The sequence below is a fragment of the Thiobaca trueperi genome (assembly GCF_004342175.1).
GTDB lineage: Bacteria > Pseudomonadota > Gammaproteobacteria > Chromatiales > Chromatiaceae > Thiobaca > Thiobaca trueperi.
Genome location: NZ_SMAO01000005.1, coordinates 304,599 through 323,812 on the forward strand (window position 1 = coordinate 304,599; position 19,214 = coordinate 323,812).

The window sequence follows — 19,214 nt, forward strand, 5'->3', positions numbered from 1 at the left end:
TGCCCCGAGCCTCGCTCCCCTCCGCTCAAACCGCACTCAGAGTCGCCGTGGACCCCAGTTTCATCCATCTCCATCTTCATTCCGAATACTCGCTGGTCGATGGACTGGTGCGGATCAAGCCGCTGGTCAAGGCCGTGGCGGCGGCCGGCATGCCGGCGGTGGCTGTCACCGATCAGTGCAATCTCTTCGGGCTGGTGCGGTTCTACAAGGCCGCACTGGGCGCCGGGCTCAAGCCCATCGCCGGGGCCGATCTCTGGGTGCGTAACCCGGACGATGCGAACAAGCCGCATCGGCTGGTGCTCCTGGTTCAGGATCGTCAGGGTTACGGCAATCTCACCCGGCTCATCTCACGCGGCTATGTCGAAGGGCAGCATCTGGGGGTGCCGCTGGTCGAGCCGGGCTGGATCGAGTCATCCGCCGCCGGGCTGATCGCGCTCTCGGGTGGGCCGCAGGGCGATGTCGCGCAGGCGCTGCTCAATGGCCGGCCAGAGGTGGCCGAGCGTCTGCTTGACCGCTGGCTGGCGGCTTTTGGTGACCGCTATTACCTGGAACTGATCCGCACCGGGCGCGAGCAGGAGGCCGAGCTGGTCGAGGCGAGCGTCGCTCTGGCCATCCGTCGCGGCGTGCCGGTGGTGGCGACCAATGATGTGCGTTTTCTCGCCGCCTCCGACTTCGACGCGCACGAGGCGCGGGTCTGTATCCACGACGGGCGCACGCTCGACGATCCGCGCCGCCCGCGTCTCTACAGCGAGGAACAGTATCTGCGCACCCCGGCGGAGATGCTGGAGCTCTTCGCCGATCTGCCCGAGGCGCTCGCCAACTCGGTCGAGATCGCCAAACGCTGCAATCTGGAACTGACATTAGGCAAGAATTATCTGCCCGACTTCCCGGTTCCAACCGGGATGACCATCGACGCCTTTTTCGCCGAGCAGTCGCGCCAGGGTCTTGACCAGCGTCTGGAGCGCATCCTTGATCCCCGCTCGCCCGATTTCGCCGCGCAGCGCCGTCCCTATGACGAACGGCTGGAACTGGAACTCGCGGTCATCGTCCAGATGGGGTTCCCCGGCTATTTCCTGATCGTCGCCGACTTCATCCAGTGGGCCAAGGACAACGGCATCCCGGTCGGTCCCGGTCGCGGCTCGGGTGCCGGTTCGCTGGTCGCCTACGCGCTCAAGATCACCGATCTGGATCCCATCGAGCATGACCTGCTGTTTGAGCGCTTCCTGAATCCCGAGCGCGTGTCCATGCCCGACTTCGATATCGATTTCTGCATGGAGCGCCGCGACGAGGTCATCGACTATGTCGCGGGCAAATACGGGCGCGAGGCGGTGTCGCAGATCATCACCTTCGGCACCATGGCTGCCAAGGCCGTGGTGCGCGATGTCGGGCGGGTCATGGGACATCCGTATGGCTTCGTCGACAAGGTCGCCAAGATGGTGCCCTTCGAGCTGGGCATGACCCTCACCAAGGCGCTCGCCGAAAGCGAGGATCTCAAGCGCGCCTATGAGGACGACGAAGAGGTGCGCGCGCTCATCGACATGGCGCGCAAGCTCGAAGGGTTGGCCCGCAACGCCGGCAAGCATGCTGGCGGCGTGGTCATCGCCCCGACCCTGCTGACCGATTTTTCGCCGCTCTACTGCGAGCCGGGCGGGGTGAATCTGGTGACGCAGTTCGACAAGGACGATGTCGAGCAGGTGGGTCTGGTCAAGTTCGACTTTCTGGGTCTGCGCACACTCACCATCATCGACTGGGCGCTCAAGACCATCAACGCCGGACGAGCGGCCAAGGGCGAACCGCCGCTCGACATCGACCGCATCGACCCGCACGATGCATTGGCCTTCGCGTTGCTCAAACAGTGTCAGACCACCGCCGTCTTCCAGCTCGAATCGCGCGGTATGAAGGAGCTGATCAAAAAGCTCCAGCCCGACAGCTTCGACGACATCACCGCACTGGTGGCCCTGTTCCGTCCCGGCCCGCTGCAATCGGGCATGGTCGATGATTTCATTGAGCGCAAACACGGACGCGCCGAACTCGCCTATCCGCACCCGGATCTCGAACCGATCCTCAAGCCCACCTACGGCATCATCCTCTATCAGGAACAAGTGATGCAGATCGCGCAGGTGCTGGCGGGATATTCGCTCGGCGGGGCAGATTTACTGAGGAGGGCGATGGGAAAAAAGAAAAAGGAGGAAATGGATAAACAACGCGCCACGTTTGAGCAGGGCGCGGTCGCGCGTGGGGTCGATGGCGGCGTTGCAACGCATATTTTCGATTTGATGGAGTATTTTTCCGGTTACGGATTCAACAAGTGTGTCGTTGGCGACACGCTCGTGGCCGACCCTGTGACCGGCGAGCGTCGCCAGATCAAGGAGATCTATCGCCACGGTATCGGCTCGGTTGCGAGTCTGATGACAAATCACCGCATGGGCCAGAGTCCGGTGGTTCAGGTGATGGAGAACGGGATCAAACCGGTCTTTCGGCTCCGAACCTCATTGGGCAAGACGCTGCGCGCGACCGGCAATCATCCGCTGCTCACAGCGACGGGTTGGAAGCGTCTGGATGAATTGAAGGTGGGTGATCGCATTGCCTCACCGGCACGACTGCCTATCGAGGGTCAGGAACGCTGGCCTGAGCACGAACTTATCACGCTGGGCTGGGTCTTGTCGGAGGGCAATACCTGTCACCCAAGCGGTTTTTATTTCTACAACAAGGATGAGGTGGCTCGGGATGATTTCCTGGCCGCCGCATGTGTCTTTCCCGATACGCAACCCACCGTGCGCCTCAGGCCCGAGCGGGCGGATACCTGGTGCGTCTATGTCGGAACCGGGCGCGATACGCGGATTCGTGTCGGTGCTGGTCATAGCTTCACGCCGCGTTCGGGGGCGCGTCTGTGGCTCGAAGAACTGGGGATGATCGGTCACAAGGCGCCGGACAAGCATTTCCCGGCTGGTGTGTTTCGACTCGACAATGCCTGTCTGGCCGTCTTGCTTGGACGGCTCTGGTCTGGGGATGGCTATATCGCCAGTACCACAGGGAAAGACATGATCCCCTATCTGGCGAGCGCCTCTCAGCGTCTTGCCGGCGAGACTCAGCATCTGCTGTTGCGCCTTGGGATCGTCAGTCGACTGACCGAAAAATACTTTGCTTATAAGGATGGACGCATCGGTTATACGCTCCATCTCGTCGGGCGACGCAGTATCGAAACCTTCGTCCAGGTCATCGGTTCGCATCTGGTCGGACGAGATGTTCAGCTCAATGCCTTGCGTGAGTATCTAGCCAAGACACCGGCCGATCGAGAGTCGATTGACACGCTTCCGCCGGAGATCAAGGACAGCGTTCGACATCACAAGGAAGCCAGCGGTCTGACTTGGGATCAGCTCGCCGAACGCAGTGGCGTATGCATCAAAGAGTTTTATGGCACACCCAAGACGCACAAAAAAGGCTTTCGTCGCGCCACCATCTGCAAGCTGGCCGATTTCTTCGGAGCCGAGGATCTAAGACAGGCCACCGAGGCTGAGATCTTCTGGGAGCGCATCGTCGCCATTGAGTCCGATGGCGCGGCCATGACCTACGATATGGAGGTCGATCACACCCATAACTTCGTCGCCGACGACATCATTGTCCACAACTCGCACTCCGCCGCCTACGCCCTCGTCAGCTATCAAACCCTCTGGCTCAAGGCGCATTATTCGGCGGCCTTCATGGCAGCTGTGCTCTCGGCGGATATGGACAACACCGATAAGGTCGTCACCCTGATCGACGAGTGCCGGGTGATGAAACTCGCCGTCGAGCCGCCGACCATCAATCGCTCGGACTATCACTTCACCATCGCTGACGACAAAACCGTCATCTATGGCATGGGGGCGATCAAAGGGGTTGGCGAGTCGGCCATCGAATCCATGCTGGCGGCGCGCAGCGAGGGTGGGGCTTTCCGCGATCTCTGGGATTTCTGCTGCCGGATCGACCTGCAGAAGGTCAATCGCCGCGTGCTGGAGGCGCTGATCCGCGCCGGTGCGCTCGACGGGCTCGGTCCCAATCGCGCCACACTCATGGCCCATCTGCCGCTGGCGCTCAAGGCCGCCGAGCAGCATCGCTCGACCCAGGCCACCGGTCAGGTCGATCTCTTCGGCGCCCTGGAGCCGACCGCCGCGCCCGCGCCCGATCCCCAACTGATCAGCGAGATCCGCGCCGATTGGGACGACGAGCAGCGTTTGCAGGGCGAAAAGGAAACGCTCGGGCTCTATCTGACCGGGCATCCCATCGACCGCTACGAGGACGAACTGAAGGCGATGGGCGGGCCACGCATCGCTCGACTGCTGGAGACCGACCGCGAGCAGGGCCGGCGCGACCGACGCGACCGCGAAAAGCGCACCATCGCCGGGCTGGTGGTCAGCGTGCGGCATGGCAAGACCCCGCGCGGACGCATGGGTTCGGTCCTGCTTGATGACCGCACCGGACGGGTCGAGGTGACTGTTTTTTCCGAACTCTACGATCAGGTACGCAATCTGCTGGTGCCCGATCAGATTCTGAGCGTGACCGGGAGTCTCAATTTCGACGAATTCCGCGATGCCTGGTCCGTGCGCGCGGACAGCATCCGCACCTTCGAGCAGGCACGTGAGGCGGCGGCTGATCATCTGGCCCTGATCCTGGATCTGTCCGATCCCCTGGCTTACGCCGAGGGCGTGGCGCGGGTGACTTCGCTTCAGGAGACGCTCGCCGCCTTCCGCGATGGCGATCTGCCGGTGCGTCTGCGTTATCGCCGCCCCGGCGCGGTCGGTGAGCTGGTGCTCGGCAACGCCTGGCGCGTGCAGCCTGCGGATGCGTTACTGAAACGCCTGCGCCAACTGCTCGGCGCGCAGGCGGTGAAGGTATCTTATGAGCGGGCCGTGCAGCCGGCGCCGATGATGACAGCGCCGCCGCGTTTGGTTGCCGTGTCCTGATTTGGATTCAACTGAGCAGGCGGTTTGTCCTTTAAACCGCCTGCACCGGGTTGCCGAACATCGAGTTGCGCACGATCTTGCGCAACAGATCGACTGGGATGATGAGCACCGCGAGCAGCAGTACCAGACCCCATTCGTGCAGCGAGAGCCCGACGGTACGCAGGATCTCACCGCCAAAGGTGGTGAAAAACACCTGGAGCACCATGATCCCCGGAATGACGATCATGAACAGTCGGTTATCGAGCAGATGCTCGAACAGGTTCAGCCCCTGGGTGCGGGCGTTGAAGGTATTGAAAATCTGCGCGAACACGAAGAAGGCAAAGAAGGCGGTCAGGAATTTGGCTTCGGCCTCCGGGGTGCCGGGCGTGTGCTCGCCCGAGAACCAGGTATGGGTGATCTCGCTGGTCAGAAAGAGGATGCTCAACGCCGCGATGAAGCCGCCGTTGACCAGCACCGCAGACCACATGTCCGGACTGATCAGCGGTGCATCGCGACGCAGCGGCGGTTCGCGCATATAGCGTGCAAGTGCGGCCTCGCCGGCCAGCGCCAGACCGGCCAGGGTGTCCATGATGATGTTCAGCCACAGGAGCTGGGTCATGGTCAGCGGCAGATCGAAACCGAAGAACTGTCCGAAAAAGACCACTAAAATCGCCGACAGACTCACCGTCAACTGGAAGATCAGGAACTTGCGGATCGACTTGAACAGAGTCCGTCCATAAAGCACGGCCTTGGTCAGCGAGGAAAAGTTGTCGTCGAGGATGACGATGTCGCCCGACTCCTTGGTCATCTCGGTGCCGCTGCCCATGGCGAAGCCGACATCGGCGTTCTTCACCGCCGGGGCGTCGTTGACCCCATCGCCGGTCATGCCGACCACCAGACCCAATTCCTTGGCGAGTTTGACCAGACGGCTCTTGTCGGTGGGGAAGGCGCGCGCCACGACGTAGAGATGCGGCAGGATCTTTTTGACCTCGTCGTCGGACAGCGCCGCCAGTTCGGTCGAGGTCATGACGATAGCCTGCGCGTCGTCCTCCAGCAGCCCCACATCCTTGCCGATCGCCTGCGCGGTTTCCTTGGCGTCACCGGTGATCATGACGACATGGATGCCGGCGTCCTTGGCGGTCTTGACCGAGTGATAAGAAGTGGTGCGCAGCTCATCGCGCATGCCGAAGACGCCGACCAGGGTCAGCGACTCGGGCAGAGCCTTGGTTTCGGGGTCGATAGGCGTCTCGCTCACCGCCACGGCCAGCAGACGCATGGCGCGGGTGGACAGCTCGCTCATCGCTGCCTGGAGCGCGGACGAATTGCTCAGGTCATGGGCCTTGCCGTCGCCGTCGAACCAGTGGGTGCAATGCCCCAGAATCACCTCGGGTGCGCCCTTGACCAGGGTCAGCGCCCGCTCGCCCGTCACCTGGGTGGCCGAGAATTTGCGGGTGCTGTTGAAGGGGATGTGGTCGATCATCTCCGCCCCACTCTGGCTCAGATAGGGCGTGACGAAGCGCAGCAGCGCCTGTTCGGTGCGGTCGGCGCCAACCAGTTTGATGTCATTGGGATTGCTGGCGTCGATCACCGCGCTGGTGTTGTTGCGTAACGCGAAGCCGGCGAGGTCGCGCAGCCTTTGCGGGATGGCGTCGAGTCGCTCGCAGCGTTCGCCGGTGCCGGTCAGGAAGGCGCTGACCGACAGCTTGCCCTGCGTCAGGGTGCCGGTCTTGTCGGTGAAGAGCAGATTGAGACTGCCGGCGGTCTCGATGCCGAGCAGCTTGCGCACCAGCACCTTTTCGCTCAACAGTTTCTTCATGTTGATGGCCAGGACCATGGCGATCATCATCGGCAGACCCTCGGGGACCGCCATGACCACCACAATGATCGCCAGGATCCCCGCTGTCACGAAGTCCTTGAGGATGAGGCCGCTGTCCTGCGCCCAATAGGCATCCAGGCCGCCAGCCTGCAGAAACATGTTATTGAACATGAAGGCGGCAAAGATGAAGGCTGCACCGATATAGCCGAAGGTCGCGATATGACCGCCCAGCACGGTGAGTTTGTGTTGAAGCGGCGAGAGCCGGTCTTCGGCTGACAGCAGTTCCTTCATGGTCTGGCCGTAGCGGGTCTGGTCGCCCACAGCGGTGGCGCGCATCACGCACTCACCATCGACCAGCAGTCCGGCACGCGAGAGACGATGCGCGTCCGGCGTGTCGGTATCCGTCAGATCGGCCGGCTGCGCGGTCTTTTTGACCGGTTCGGACTCGCCGGTCAGCGCCGCCTCATCGACCTCGGCATGACCGGCGATCAGCAGGCCGTCGGTCGGCACGGTATCGCCCGGTTGCAGCAGCACATAATCGCCGACCACCAGTTCGGTGATGGAGATTTCGGTCAGATGGCCGTTGCGGAACACCTTGACCTGAATCATGGATGCCTCTTCCAGCAGCTTCTGGAAGGATTGTTCGTTGCTGTGTTCGGACCAGGTGGCGACGAAGGCGGCGATCACGACCGCAAAGGCGATCCCCGCGCCTTCGTACCATTCGGCATAGCCGAAGACGGTCAAGGCTACTGTGATCAGCAGTGCAACGATCAGGATCACGATAATGGGATCCTTGAGATTGCCGAGCAGCTTATCCCAGAAGGTTTCGGTCTCCTGGCTGGCGACCGCGTTGGACCCGTGTTGGGCACGGGACAGTTCGGCGTCCCGGTCGGTCAATCCTGGATAGGCGAATTTCATGGCGTGTGACTCATGGCAACAGGGTTGAAAGAAGGGGTTAACCGGATTTTCCGCAAATCTCTTAAATTGCGTCCGCGACCGTCTCCGATCATTGTCGTTGTCGTAATCGTCTTCGGCTTGCGAATCTTCGATTACGACAACGACAACGAATGGCCTCGGAACTTTGTAAGGTGCTGCACTGGGACGAGCACCAGCGTGGCGGGCAGTGCAGAGGTTCAGGCGCCGCGAACTTTGCTGACGCCCTGTTCGCGGGCAAAGTCGAGCATGCGTCGAATCGGTATCAGTGCGCGCTCGCGGATCGCCGGATCAATTTGGATTTCCTGGTCGCCGGTTTTCAGCACTGTCTCCAGGTTTTGCAGGGCATTCATCGCCATCCAGGGGCAATGGGCGCAGCTTTCGCAGGTGGCACCCTCGCCAGCCGTGGGCGCGGGGATCAGGATCTTGTGCGGGGCGAGCTGGCGCATTTTCCAGAAGATGCCGGCATCGGTGGCGACGATGAATTCGGGATTCGGCAGTTCGGTGACGGCACGGATCAACTGACTGGTGGAGCCGACCACGTCGGCCTGATCGACCACTTCATCGGGTGACTCGGGGTGGACCAGCACGGCGGCATTCGGATGCAGCCGGCGCACCCGTTCCAGGGCAAACGACTTGAATTCCTCATGCACCACGCAGGCGCCGTTCCACAGGAGCATCTCGGCGCCGGTCATGCGTTCGATGTAATGACCCAGATGTTTGTCCGGCGCCCAGAGGATTTTCCGGCCCTGAGCTGCCAGATGCTCGACGACCGGCAGCGCGATGCTGGAGGTGACGACCCAGTCGGCGCGCGCCTTGACCTCGGCGCTGGTGTTGGCGTAGACGACGACGCTGTGATCCGGATGGGCATCGCAGAAGGCGCTGAACGCGTCCGCCGGACAGCCCTCGTCCAGTGAACAGGTGGCGGCGAGATCCGGCATCAGGACGCGCTTCTCGGGGTTGAGGATCTTGGCCGTCTCGCCCATGAAGCGCACGCCGCAGACCACCAGGGTCTCGGCGTCGGTCTCGGTGCCGAAGCGCGCCATCTCCAGCGAGTCGGCGACCTTGCCGCCGGTCTCCTCGGCCAGCGACTGGAGGTCTTCATCGGTGTAGTAGTGCGCGACCAGCACCGCCTTCTGCGCTGTGAGCAGATCGCGGATGCGCGCCTTGAGCGCGGCTTTCCCGGCGTCGCTCAAGGCCGGCCACTGCGGATGCGGCGGCACCTTGACTGGACGCGACGGCAGGCTGTCCGGGGTCATGAATGTCATCCGACTGACCTTTACGCGGAGGCCGGTGCCGGTTCGGTCGTCGCCTGCGGTGCGGCGAAGTTCGAGACGGCGGGCTGCTGCCAGTTGTCGCGCAGACCCCTGGGGTTGGTGAAGCGTTCGTTCAGGGTCTGAATGTAGCTTTCGCCGCCCTGCAGGACCTCATCGATCTGGCTGCGGGCCCGGGCGTTCCAGCCCGCCGGACGACCAGGCAGCACGCTGCGCCAGAAGCGGGTGCTGCGCTGGAAGGCGGCGATCAGGTTGCCCGGCGGCTTCTGCTGTGCAATCTGCTCGCGCAGCCAGGGCATGACGCTCAGGGCCGCCAGTCGGCGGATGCCGAAGTGGGCCGCGATCAGCATGACCGCCAGGAGACCCTCGAAGCCCTCCAGACCCCAGGGGATGGTCTTGATCAACTCAAACCACTGAGCCTGATAGGACAGGCCCTGCCAGTGGCCGGCGTTGAGACTCCAGGTCATGAAACCCGCAATCAGGGCGACCAGCAGACCGGTTTCGGTCAGCAGGGTGCGGCGACGCCAGCGGCGCACGGCGGCCTGCAGAATGGGCACCGCGACCTGACTGAAATCGGTTGCGCTCTTGCGCAGTGCGGCGATGATGCGATAGGCGCGTTCGATTTCGACCTGTTCCATGCGCCGGTAGATCTCGCCGAGATCCTCGTCGCGCTTCTTCTCGAAACGCTGGCGGCGATGTTCGTCCGGAATATGGGTGGGCGCGTCGGGGCTGTAGATGGTGTAAAAGCGCCCGGCGGTCAGTCCCGCCTCGCCGATGGCGCGCAGCCAGGCCGCCACCACGTCTTCGGGGTTGTCCTCGCCGGCGGTCGAATCGATCTGATTGAGGATATAGAGGAACTTGCCCGAATCGGCGCGGGTGATGGTTTCGCTGACCAGATGCTTGAGTGTGTCGCGCATCGCGCCCGGCTCGGGATGGCGGGCATCGAAGAACACCAGCACCAGGTCTGACAGATCGATCATCTGCGTGGTGACGCGCAGCACCGCCGTGCGCTGGGCGTCGGCATCGAAGCCGGGGGAGTCGATGAGGATCTTGCCGCGCAGACGGTCACTGTGACAGGTCTTGAGCTGGAGATAGGCATCAATGCGTTTGCCCTCGCCTGACGCCACCTGCTCAATGTCATGCGACATGCGGTAAAAAGGAAAGCGTGGGTCCGAATCGAGGGAGACGCCGGGCAGGGTGTGGCTGACCGGTTCTGGGCTGTAGACGATGACGCTGAAACGGTCATCGACGGCCTGATTGCCGGTGCGCTGCAATTTTTGCCCGACATAGTGATTGATGAAGGTCGATTTGCCGGCGGAAAAGGTGCCCAGAATGGAGATCAGCGGCCACCAGGGAATCTGGGTGGCGAAGGACTGATTGGTTTCCATAACGCCCATGCGATAGGCGACGCGATCAAGCGTGCGGAAACTCTGCACCGCCTTGAGCAGAACCGGATTTTCCTGTTCCAGGTGGGATTCCAGTTCCTGCAGGCGTTGCTGGACGGCGTCGGACGATGACGTCATGGAGGGGTTCCTCGGTCGCTTCTTGAAGAGTCCGCGCGGGCATGGTGACGAAATGCCAGTGGCGGATGTCAAAGACCGCGCTGGGGGTGGGTGCAGATGTTACACCCAACCTCGCGGGGAACGGTAGTCGCCGGCTTCGTGCGCGATTCTTCATCGGCGCCACCAGCGCAGGCGGGCATGAGCCGGCTTGAATGTCGAGCACTGCTGAATGCATACTCAGGCCCGGTTTTGATCACGCTCGTTTTTACAGCGTTTTTGGTTTGCGATCCGATTGGGACTCAAAGATGAAAAAGGCTTTTGCTGCGTACCTGATCGCCCTGACCGTCAGTTCGGTGACGGGCGTGCGCGCCGTGACGGCCCAGGGTCTGGCGCACACCGGGGCGGTCGAATCCATTGTCGTTCAGCAGGCGGAGGGCGCGCCAATGCTGTCGCTGGGTGGGACAGTCGTCCCTTATAAAGAAGTGACCCTGGCCGCCCAGCTTCCCGGTCGCGTGACCTTCATCGCCGGTCGCGAGGGGGATCGTTTCGCGGAAGGCAGCCTGCTGCTCGCCATCGGCGACGAGGAGCTGCTGGCCAACCGGCGCGCCCTGCTGGCGCAGATGGCGAGCGCCGATGCGCAGTTGCGCAATGCCGGGGTCCAGTACACCCGCGAGATCTATTCGCCGCAGTCGCGCGCGGCGCCGGGCGGGATGGGGATGCCGAACCTCTTCGACCAGATGTTTACCCGGCCCGTGGAGAGCTTCGTCGGTGAGCGCGACCGCACCGCCGAGCGTTCAGCCGATCTCTTTGCCTCCGGGGCGCAGATCCGCGAGGCCGAGAGCGCCATGATGCGTTTGCAGGCCGAGTTGCAGGCGCTGGACACCCGGATCCGCGATGCGCGCAGCATTGCGCCCTTCGCCGGGGTCATGATCAAAAAATTCGTCGAGGTCGGCGATACGGTTCAGCCCGGTCAGTCGTTGCTGAATTATGCGGACGTGGAATATCTCCAGGTCGAGGTGGATGTGCCGGCCAGACTGCGCGCCGGCCTGCGCGAGGGTCAGATGGTGCAGGCCGAACTCGATCCGGCCAGACGTCAGGTGCCGGTCCGGGTGGCGCAGATCTTCCCCATAGCCGATCCGCAGCGCCACACCGTCAAGATCAAATTCGACCTGCCTCAGGGCGTCTCCGAGCCGGGCATGTACGCCAGGGTACTGGTTCCCGATCTCAGCGCACCGGCACGCGCCAACCCCGTCATTCCGGCCAGCGCCGTGCGTTACAACGGCAGTCTGCCCGGCGTCTATGTCCTCAGTGACAGCGGCGAGCCGCAGTTGCGGCTGATCCGGGTCGGCGAGGAACGCAGCGGCGGCCTGCTCACCGTCCTGAGTGGTCTCAAGGCCGGCGAGCGCGTGCTGGCCAATCCCTCTTCCGGCGTAGCAGCCGGTTGGGCGACAGGCGCACGCCTCAAATAGACAGGATTAACAGGATTTTCCAGGATGGACAGGATTTTCAAATCATTGTTTTTAATCCTGTTAATCCTGTCTGAATAAAAATTCTAATCTAAGCGTCGTATTTCCCGGAAATCACCTCAGCGGCATGACTCAAGATCACCATTCCAGTCCTCCGGGCAGCGCCTCCGCGCCAGCGGATTCGATGTCTTCGCCGGGTAGAGAAGATGTGCATCTCGGCATCGCCGGGCGCACCGCCCGCTTTTTCATCCGCTCGCCGCTGTCGCCACTCATCTATGCCGCCATGCTGATGATGGGGCTGCTCGGTCTGATCCTGACCCCGCGTCAGGAGGATCCGCAGATCTCGGTGCCCATGATCGACATCATGGTGCAGTATCCGGGCGCCTCGGCGCAGCAGGTCGCCAATCTGGCGATTCAGCCGCTCGAACGCATCATGAGCGAGATCCCCGGTGTCAAGCATGTCTATTCCGCATCGCAGCGCGGTCAGGGGCTGGTCACCGTCGAGTTCGATGTCGGCGAAAAAATGGGCGCCTCACTGGTCAAGGTGAACGACCGGATCGCCTCCAACATGGACAAAATTCCGCCCGGCGTGCTGCCGCCGCTGGTCAGGAGCAAGGGCATCGACGATGTGCCCATCGTCACGCTGACCCTCTGGTCGAAGGATCTGGATGAGGATGGCGCACCCGATGTCGATGACGGTCAGTTGCGTCTGCTGGCGCAGGACGTGCTCCAGTCAATCAAGCAGGTCAAAAATACGGGCAACGCCTTTATCGTCGGCGGTCGTCGGGAGCAGATCTCGATTGATGTCTCGCCCGAGCGTCTGTCCGGTTATCGCATCAGTCTCGATCAGGTGGCGCAGACCATTCAAAGCGCCAACGCCGAAACGGTTGCGGGCGGGATCGAGTCGAGCGGCACCCATTTTTCGGTCATGACCGGCGCCTTTCTGACCGGCGTCGAGGACATCAGCCGGCTGGTGGTCGGCGCCTACAACGGGGTTCCGGTCTATCTGCATGAGGTGGCCGATGTCCGTCTCGGCCCCGAAGAGGCGTCCCAACTGGTCGCCTATTACACGGGACCGGCGTCTGAGATCCAGTCGCGGGCCGATGGGCGTCCGGCCGTCACCATCGCCATTGCCAAGAAAGAACTGAGCAATGGCGTGACCGTCGCCGACGCCATCATTGCGCAACTGGAGTCGCTCAAGGGGTCGCGCATCCCCAGCAATGTCGAGGTCAGCATCACCCGCAATTACGGCCAGTCAGCCGATCAGAAGGTCTCGGAGCTGATCGGCAAGCTGATCAAGGCGACCTTCTTTGTCGTCCTGCTGGTGCTGATCGCCTTCCGCGCCCTGCGGCCCTCCATCGTGGTGCTGCTGGTCATCCCGGTCGTGCTCTTCATGACGGTCTTCGTGGCCTGGATCGGCCAGTTCACCATCGACCGCGTCAGTCTCTTCGCCCTCATCTTCTCCATCGGCATCCTGGTCGATGACGCCATCGTCGTCATCGAGAACATCTACCGGCGCTGGCTCGAAGAGGGGAGCACCGACGAGGACACCGCCGTCGATGCGGTGCGCGAGGTCGGCAATCCGACCATCCTCGCCACCTTCACCGTCATCGCGGCGCTGCTGCCGATGGGCTTCGTCAGCGGCATGATGGGGCCGTACATGGCCCCCATTCCGGTGCTCGGCTCGGTCGCCATGTTCATCTCGCTGTTCGCCGCCTTCGTCTTCACGCCTTATCTGGCGATGTCCAGATGGCTGCGTCCATCCATGCGTTATCTGGAATCGGCGGGCAGGCGCGAGCACAAAAGCGCGGAACGCATGGAGGGCTTCTTCCGCCGCATCCTGACGCCCCTGATCGAAAGCCGGGGCAAGCGTCGGCTGTTCAAGCTGGCGCTGTGGGGGAGCTTTCTCTTCGCCTGCTCCTTCTTCTATTTCCACTGGGTGGCGGTCAAGATGATGCCGCTCGACAACAAGCCCGAATTCTCGGTCGTGATCGATCTGCCCGAGGGCACGGCGCTGCCGGTCACGGCCAATCTGGCCCAGCGCATGGCCGAGCAGTTGCGTTCGCTGCCCGAGGTGACGGCGATTCAGGTCTATGCCGGCACCGCCCGTCCCTTCGATTTCAATGGCATGGTCCGTCATTACTATCTGCGTGCCGATCCCTGGCAGGGCGAATTGCAGGTGCAGCTCACCGACAAGCACGAACGTGACCGCTCCAGCCATCAGATCGCCATCGCCGCGCGCGAGCGGCTGACCCCGATGGCGCAGGAGGCAGGTGGGCGGATCGCGGTGGTCGAGATGCCGCCGGGGCCGCCGGTGCTGCAATCGGTGGTGGCCGAGATCTATGGCCCCACACCCGAGCTGCGGCGGGAGTTCGCGCGCGATGTCACCGGCTTCTTCGAGCAGGCCGAGAGCGCGCGCGATGTGGATAACTATCTGCGCGAGCCATTCGATTATTGGCGCTTCAATGTCGATACCGAGAAGGCTGTGCGGCGCGGGATCTCGGTCGATACCATCAACCGCAATCTGGCGATGGCGCTCGGCGGGGCGCCGATGGGCGACATCAAGCGTCAGAGCGGTCACGAGCCGGTTCAGATCGTGCTCCAGGTGCCGCTCGCCGAGCGTTCGCAAATCCAGCGTCTGGGCGATCTGCCGATTCAGTCCGGGGAAGGCTTCACCGTGCCCCTGAGCGAGCTGGGCGAATTCCAGCGCACCCCGGAAGAGGACGTCATCTATCACAAGGATCTGCGCGCGGTCGAGTTCGTCATGGCCGACGTGGGCGGTCGTCTGGCCGCGCCGGTCTACGCCATGTTCCAGGTCCAGGATTTGATGGCTGAACAGAACTACACCGCGCCGGATGGTACTCAGCCCGCAGCGGGCGGCGGCTTCGGTGACGCCTTCCACTGGCTTGGCCCGCCGCCGGATAGCAGCCGTCTGGCCTGGGAGTGGGGCGGCGAATGGACCGTCACCTACGAAACTTTCCGCGACATGGGCGCGGCCTTCGGCGTGGCGCTGGTGCTCATCTATATTCTGGTGGTCTGGGAGTTCGGGAATTTCCGTATCCCGCTCGTCATCATGGCGCCGATCCCGCTGACCCTGCTCGGCATCATCCCGGCCCACTCGATCCTGTTCGCACTGGGGATGGGTGGCGAATTCACCGCGACCTCCATGATCGGCTGGATTGCGCTCGCCGGCATCATCGTGCGCAACTCCATCCTGCTGGTCGATTTCGCCATCCACGAGATCCGCAAGGGCGTGCCGGTGGACGAGGCCATGATCCGCGCCTGCAAGATCCGCACGCGCCCCATCCTCATCACCGCCTTGGCCCTGGTGGCGGGTTCCAGCGTCATCATCACCGATCCCATCTTTCAGGGCATGGCGATCTCGCTGCTCTCGGGCGTGCTGGTCTCGACCGTGCTCACCCTGGTCGTGATCCCGCTCGGCTGTGTCGCCGCCAGCCGGGACATGTGCGCGGTCGCGCTGGCCGGCATGCCGCCTGGGATTGATCAGCCCTGTCAGTTGGATGATGTCGCGCCGGCAAAGACCGCCAAACCCGCACGCCAGGGTTGGCTCGGTCGTGTGCCCGGCATGTTGAGTGAATTCTTCATCCTCTTTCTCTACGCCATTCGCGGCATTTTTCTGCTGCTGTTCGAGGTGGTGAAGAGCCGCGTGACGCCGAAAAAACCACCCACACCGAAACCGGTCAGGTCCGCACTCCGGTCGTCGAGTCCTCCGCCAGCGGGCGGGCAGACTGACGCACCCACGCCAGTCGATACCTCAACCGCACCCGAGCCGCCTGTGGCTGCGCCGGAACCATCGTCCGGTGTGAAAAAAACGGCGAGGAAAAAGGCGAAGACCGATCCGGCATCCGTCGCCGATCCCGAGTCAGCGCCCCGGAAAAAACCCGCACGGCGCGGCATTCGCCTGAAGGTTGAGGGAGAGACCGATCCGGATGCGCAGGGTTAAGGCGTTGCCCTGATCGCCTGAACCGGGTTGTCCGCCTTCACATGGTCCTCAATGCGCGGCGGCAACAACGCCACTTGCGACCGCGCCGTGCCTTGTTTGCAACCTCTGCCCATCGCTCGGCTCCGAATCGAAACGACACTTGCGCAATGGAATGCGGATCTCTTCAACTTTACAGAGGTTTCGGCTCCGCTTAGACTTTTGTTGAAATCATCAACACTGCCGCGCGTCATAACGTCCATGGCCACCGTCAATTTCAGCGTTCCGGAAGCGGTCAAGCAGTCTTTCAACGAGACCTTCAAGGACCAGAACAAAAGCGCCATCATCGCCGAACTGATGCGCGAAGCGGTCGAGCGCGCCCAGCATCGCCAACGGCATGTCGCAGCGATTGATCGGATTCTGGAGCGCCGTCAGCACGCACCCAGCTTGAGCGAGCATGAATTCCGCTCCATCCGCGAGGACGACCGCCCCTGATGCGCTGCGTGGTGGATGCCAGCGTCGCCATCAAATGGTTCTTCCAGTCGGCGCCGGACGAAGCGGATGTCGATGCCGCTGTCGCCCTGCTGCGCGCCAATCGGGATGGGTTGGCTGACTTCCATCAGCCGCCACATTTCATTGCCGAGGTTGCGGCGGTACTGGCTCGAAAGAAACCGGACGAGGCCCAAGCGGACTTGGGCGATCTGCTCGAAATCGATTTTCGTATCATTGAGGATGCGGCGATTCATCAGACAGCCCTCGATCTGGCCATCCGCCTGAATCACCACCTGTTCGATACCCTCTACCACGCAGTGGCCCTGCATATGACCGGCACCGTGCTCGTCACCGCTGATCGGCGCTATTTCGCCAAGGCGCAACCCATCGGCCACATCATCCTGCTGAACGATCTCGCACAGACCGCCCACGCGCACCGGGACGCCTGACACAGAACGCACATCATGACCAAAACCAAGAAGCCCAAGGACCGGCCCGTCATGGCCGGCACCCTGCACCGGCAAGGCGATTGGCTGTGGATTCCGCTGCGCGACGAATGGCGCGACGTGGCGAACAAGGCAGGAGCGAATCCCAACATCACGCCAGGGAATTGTTGGGGTTCGTAAACTCACCCCAACTTACACTGGCTCAGATCGCCATCCTGCGAATGAGGGCACGACCCGAGAACGCTGATGCACTTTAGGTAAGGTCGCGTCAGTCGGTATGGACACTGTTTTCGCGCAGAACCGCCCAATTCAACAGCGCGTCGAGAGCCGGACAAAGTGCCTGGCCCCAATCGGTCAATCCATATTCCACCTTCGGTGGAACCTGATGATGGACGATACGTCGAACGACGCCATCTTTCTCCATCTGACGCAATTGCTGGATCAGCATCTTTTGCGAAATGGCCGGAATTGCGCGTTCGAGATCGGAGAACCGCAGCAGCTTGCCTCCGAACAGATGGAACAGAATCACAAGCTTCCATCGTCCTTCGAGAATCTTTAGCGCCTGCTCGACGCCATCTGCCGCCGAGGCAGGTGTCCATATCTTTTCCATACTTTTTGGTAAGTACCTTACTTTTCAGTGCGTTCTTGTCAATTTTTGAGATTGACTGCATCCTGTGAATTCATCAATTGGAATGGAGCAAACAGCATGCCTCTCAATCTACCCGATCCCATCGTTGCATATTTCGCCGCAGACCGTGGTGACAGTGAGGCCGTTGCCCGGTGCTTCACTGACAACGCCGTCGTAAAGGATGAAGGCCACACCTACAACGGCTTGTCCGCCATCAAGCAATGGAAGGCGGATTCCTCGAAGAAGTACAGCTACACGAGCGAGCCTTTTTCCGCCGAGGAAAAAGATGGCAAGATTATCGTCACCAGCCGGTTGACCGGGAATTTCCCCGGCAGTCCAATTGACCTGCGATATGTCTTCGGCCTCAAGCTCAACAAGATCGCCTCGCTTGAGATCATTCCATGAGCTTCAACCTGTAACTCACCGAATGCCGAGCTACAGCAAGAGCCTATCGAAAGAAGTCACTCCGAAGGGTATTTGCGTGGTGCGGGTCTCGCCGGGCCGGGTGGAGACCGACGTTTCAGCCGCCTTGGCGGAACGCTTCGCGCAGCAAAGATCGTTGGGATGAGCAAGAGCGAATCCCAACATCACACCTGAGAATTGTTGGGGTTCGTAAATTCATCCCAATCTACCTCTACCGCGCTCTATGCCTAACGCCGCAAATAACCGGCACTGAGTCATAGCGAAGCGTTCGAGTTGAGTTGCATTGTTAGCAAACTTCAAGAATCTTATCGCTGATTCTATCGGCGGCTTTTGCGTAAGCACTGTTTTTCAGGTGCAGTTCATTAGCCCAATCATTATTTGCATCAATCATCGGTCTTAGGTCAACATGATGGAAAAGCGGATGTTTCTCGTCGAGTGATTTCAGCATTTCGTTATACGAGTCGATCATTTTCTCGACAATCTCCGTTTGAACATCTGTTTCGAGAATCCTTTTTGCGGTGAGTGCGGGGCGAAGCCAAGGGCCTGCGAATTTGAAACCGATCAGTGATACTGCTTTACCGGTTGGTGCCGTATGGCCATAGCCATGCATAATTATGTGAGTGTCCGGCGAAGCTTTGGCTACCTTCGAAATCAAATCCTCGCAACACTTTTTGAAAACGCTGTTGATCATGTAATCAACGTATTCATTCCGCAGTGGTGTCAGACCTGTTTCGGCGTGATTCAAGAAAGAACCAAACTCATCCCCGGCTATATCATTTCCTCCAGCCGAGAACAAAAACACCTTTGGCTTAAGCTGCTCGATTTTTCGTAATACCGTATGAATTTTTGGCTCTGTCGGTCGAAATGAATCTTTTTTGAACTTCGTGCCGTATACCATGTTTTCCAATGTGTCGCCGGCGTCACCATAGTTCTTAATGGAGTATCCATGATTTCTTCGTAGACAATCAATTAAGTCGGTGCCTGGCAAATAATCGAACCAAGAATCACCCTCTGCTACGATCTGCGCCATTTCGAAATCAGCGCTTGACTTTGTTAATGATCGATCACCAAACGCCTCCTGCTGTTCGATGCCCTCTTCTTTGAATTCTGCGACTTCTTCGTCACTCAATTCATCCATGTATGCATAATTGCTCATTGCTCAAGTCTCCTTATGATATTGTGAGAGTTAATCGTGTATTTGGGTCGCATTGGAACCGCAGGTCGGGATGGGCGAGAGCCAATCCCAACATCAAACCTGAGAGTTGTTGGGGTTCGTAAACTCACCCCAACCTTGTATGTTCTGTTCCCAAGGATTGACACGGAGTTTTGATCAACGGAGTTTATAGAAGCGTGAGCCGGGGAAGCCGTCCCAACC

General features: G+C 61.0%; 12 protein-coding genes. 7 read left to right on the plus strand and 5 right to left on the minus strand.

Annotated elements, in window-relative coordinates; genetic code table 11:
• Positions 1-47: 47 nt before the first annotated feature.
• Positions 48-4,940, plus strand: coding sequence for a DNA polymerase III subunit alpha (gene dnaE, locus EDC35_RS11880; protein ID WP_132977462.1), 4,893 nt, complete (start codon positions 48-50; stop codon positions 4,938-4,940).
• 31 nt (positions 4,941-4,971) lie between these two features.
• Here the strand turns inward: dnaE and EDC35_RS11885 are convergent, their stop codons facing one another.
• From EDC35_RS11885 to EDC35_RS11895, 3 genes are all read right to left on the minus strand, one after another.
• Positions 4,972-7,653: a calcium-translocating P-type ATPase, PMCA-type gene (locus tag EDC35_RS11885; protein ID WP_132977463.1), complete on the minus strand. Its 2,682-nt coding sequence runs from the start codon at positions 7,651-7,653 to the stop codon at positions 4,972-4,974.
• 215 nt (positions 7,654-7,868) lie between these two features.
• Positions 7,869-8,927, minus strand: a complete 1,059-nt coding sequence (gene nadA / locus EDC35_RS11890) for a quinolinate synthase NadA (RefSeq protein WP_424565293.1) — start codon at positions 8,925-8,927, stop codon at positions 7,869-7,871.
• 20 nt (positions 8,928-8,947) lie between these two features.
• Positions 8,948-10,465 (minus strand): dynamin family protein, encoded by a 1,518-nt coding sequence (locus EDC35_RS11895; protein WP_132977465.1) that lies wholly within the window; start codon positions 10,463-10,465, stop codon positions 8,948-8,950.
• Positions 10,466-10,749: 284 nt separating this feature from the next.
• Here EDC35_RS11895 and EDC35_RS11900 point away from each other — a divergent pair, with 284 nt between their 5' ends.
• From EDC35_RS11900 to EDC35_RS18570, 5 genes are all read left to right on the plus strand, one after another.
• Positions 10,750-11,913: an efflux RND transporter periplasmic adaptor subunit gene (locus EDC35_RS11900; protein WP_132977466.1), complete on the plus strand. Its 1,164-nt coding sequence runs from the start codon at positions 10,750-10,752 to the stop codon at positions 11,911-11,913.
• A gap of 181 nt (positions 11,914-12,094) precedes the next feature.
• Positions 12,095-15,874 carry an efflux RND transporter permease subunit gene (locus EDC35_RS11905; protein ID WP_243651630.1) on the plus strand — a complete coding sequence of 1,260 codons (3,780 nt, stop codon included), beginning with the start codon at positions 12,095-12,097 and terminating at the stop codon, positions 15,872-15,874.
• A 237-nt stretch (positions 15,875-16,111) separates the two neighbouring features.
• Positions 16,112-16,345, plus strand: coding sequence for a hypothetical protein (locus EDC35_RS11910; RefSeq protein ID WP_132977468.1), 234 nt, complete (start codon positions 16,112-16,114; stop codon positions 16,343-16,345).
• Positions 16,345-16,791: a type II toxin-antitoxin system VapC family toxin gene (locus tag EDC35_RS11915; protein ID WP_132977469.1), complete on the plus strand. Its 447-nt coding sequence runs from the start codon at positions 16,345-16,347 to the stop codon at positions 16,789-16,791. Before EDC35_RS11910 ends, EDC35_RS11915 begins: the two co-directional genes overlap by 1 nt.
• Positions 16,792-16,806: 15 nt before the next feature.
• Positions 16,807-16,968 carry a hypothetical protein gene (locus EDC35_RS18570; RefSeq protein WP_165903419.1) on the plus strand — a complete coding sequence of 54 codons (162 nt, stop codon included), beginning with the start codon at positions 16,807-16,809 and terminating at the stop codon, positions 16,966-16,968.
• 88 nt (positions 16,969-17,056) lie between these two features.
• On the opposite strand, the gene EDC35_RS11920 is transcribed toward EDC35_RS18570, so the two are convergent.
• On the minus strand, positions 17,057-17,398 hold the full coding sequence (locus tag EDC35_RS11920; protein ID WP_132977470.1) for a winged helix-turn-helix transcriptional regulator: 342 nt from the start codon (positions 17,396-17,398) through the stop codon (positions 17,057-17,059).
• A gap of 96 nt (positions 17,399-17,494) precedes the next feature.
• On the opposite strand from EDC35_RS11920, the gene EDC35_RS11925 reads away from it, so the two are divergent.
• Positions 17,495-17,821: a nuclear transport factor 2 family protein gene (locus tag EDC35_RS11925; RefSeq protein WP_132977471.1), complete on the plus strand. Its 327-nt coding sequence runs from the start codon at positions 17,495-17,497 to the stop codon at positions 17,819-17,821.
• Between the two features lie 304 nt (positions 17,822-18,125).
• Here the strand turns inward: EDC35_RS11925 and EDC35_RS11935 are convergent, their stop codons facing one another.
• Entirely contained in the window at positions 18,126-18,995 is an 870-nt protein-coding gene (locus EDC35_RS11935; protein ID WP_132977472.1) for an SGNH/GDSL hydrolase family protein, read from the minus strand.
• Positions 18,996-19,214 lie beyond the last annotated feature (219 nt).

Excerpts from the sequence above, each read along its gene's own strand:
- EDC35_RS11915 (WP_132977469.1), top strand. The coding sequence starts at position 16,345 with ATGCGCTGCGTGGTGGATGCCAGCGTCGCCATCAAATGGTTCTTCCAG.
- EDC35_RS11885 (WP_132977463.1), bottom strand. The coding sequence starts at position 7,653 with ATGAAATTCGCCTATCCAGGATTGACCGACCGGGACGCCGAACTGTCC.
- EDC35_RS18570 (WP_165903419.1), top strand. The coding sequence starts at position 16,807 with ATGACCAAAACCAAGAAGCCCAAGGACCGGCCCGTCATGGCCGGCACC.
- EDC35_RS11920 (WP_132977470.1), bottom strand. The coding sequence starts at position 17,398 with ATGGAAAAGATATGGACACCTGCCTCGGCGGCAGATGGCGTCGAGCAG.
- EDC35_RS11905 (WP_243651630.1), top strand. The coding sequence starts at position 12,095 with ATGTCTTCGCCGGGTAGAGAAGATGTGCATCTCGGCATCGCCGGGCGC.
- EDC35_RS11935 (WP_132977472.1), bottom strand. The coding sequence starts at position 18,995 with ATGAGCAATTATGCATACATGGATGAATTGAGTGACGAAGAAGTCGCA.
- EDC35_RS11910 (WP_132977468.1), top strand. The coding sequence starts at position 16,112 with ATGGCCACCGTCAATTTCAGCGTTCCGGAAGCGGTCAAGCAGTCTTTC.
- EDC35_RS11900 (WP_132977466.1), top strand. The coding sequence starts at position 10,750 with ATGAAAAAGGCTTTTGCTGCGTACCTGATCGCCCTGACCGTCAGTTCG.
- EDC35_RS11925 (WP_132977471.1), top strand. The coding sequence starts at position 17,495 with ATGCCTCTCAATCTACCCGATCCCATCGTTGCATATTTCGCCGCAGAC.
- nadA (WP_424565293.1), bottom strand. The coding sequence starts at position 8,927 with ATGACCCCGGACAGCCTGCCGTCGCGTCCAGTCAAGGTGCCGCCGCAT.
- EDC35_RS11895 (WP_132977465.1), bottom strand. The coding sequence starts at position 10,465 with ATGACGTCATCGTCCGACGCCGTCCAGCAACGCCTGCAGGAACTGGAA.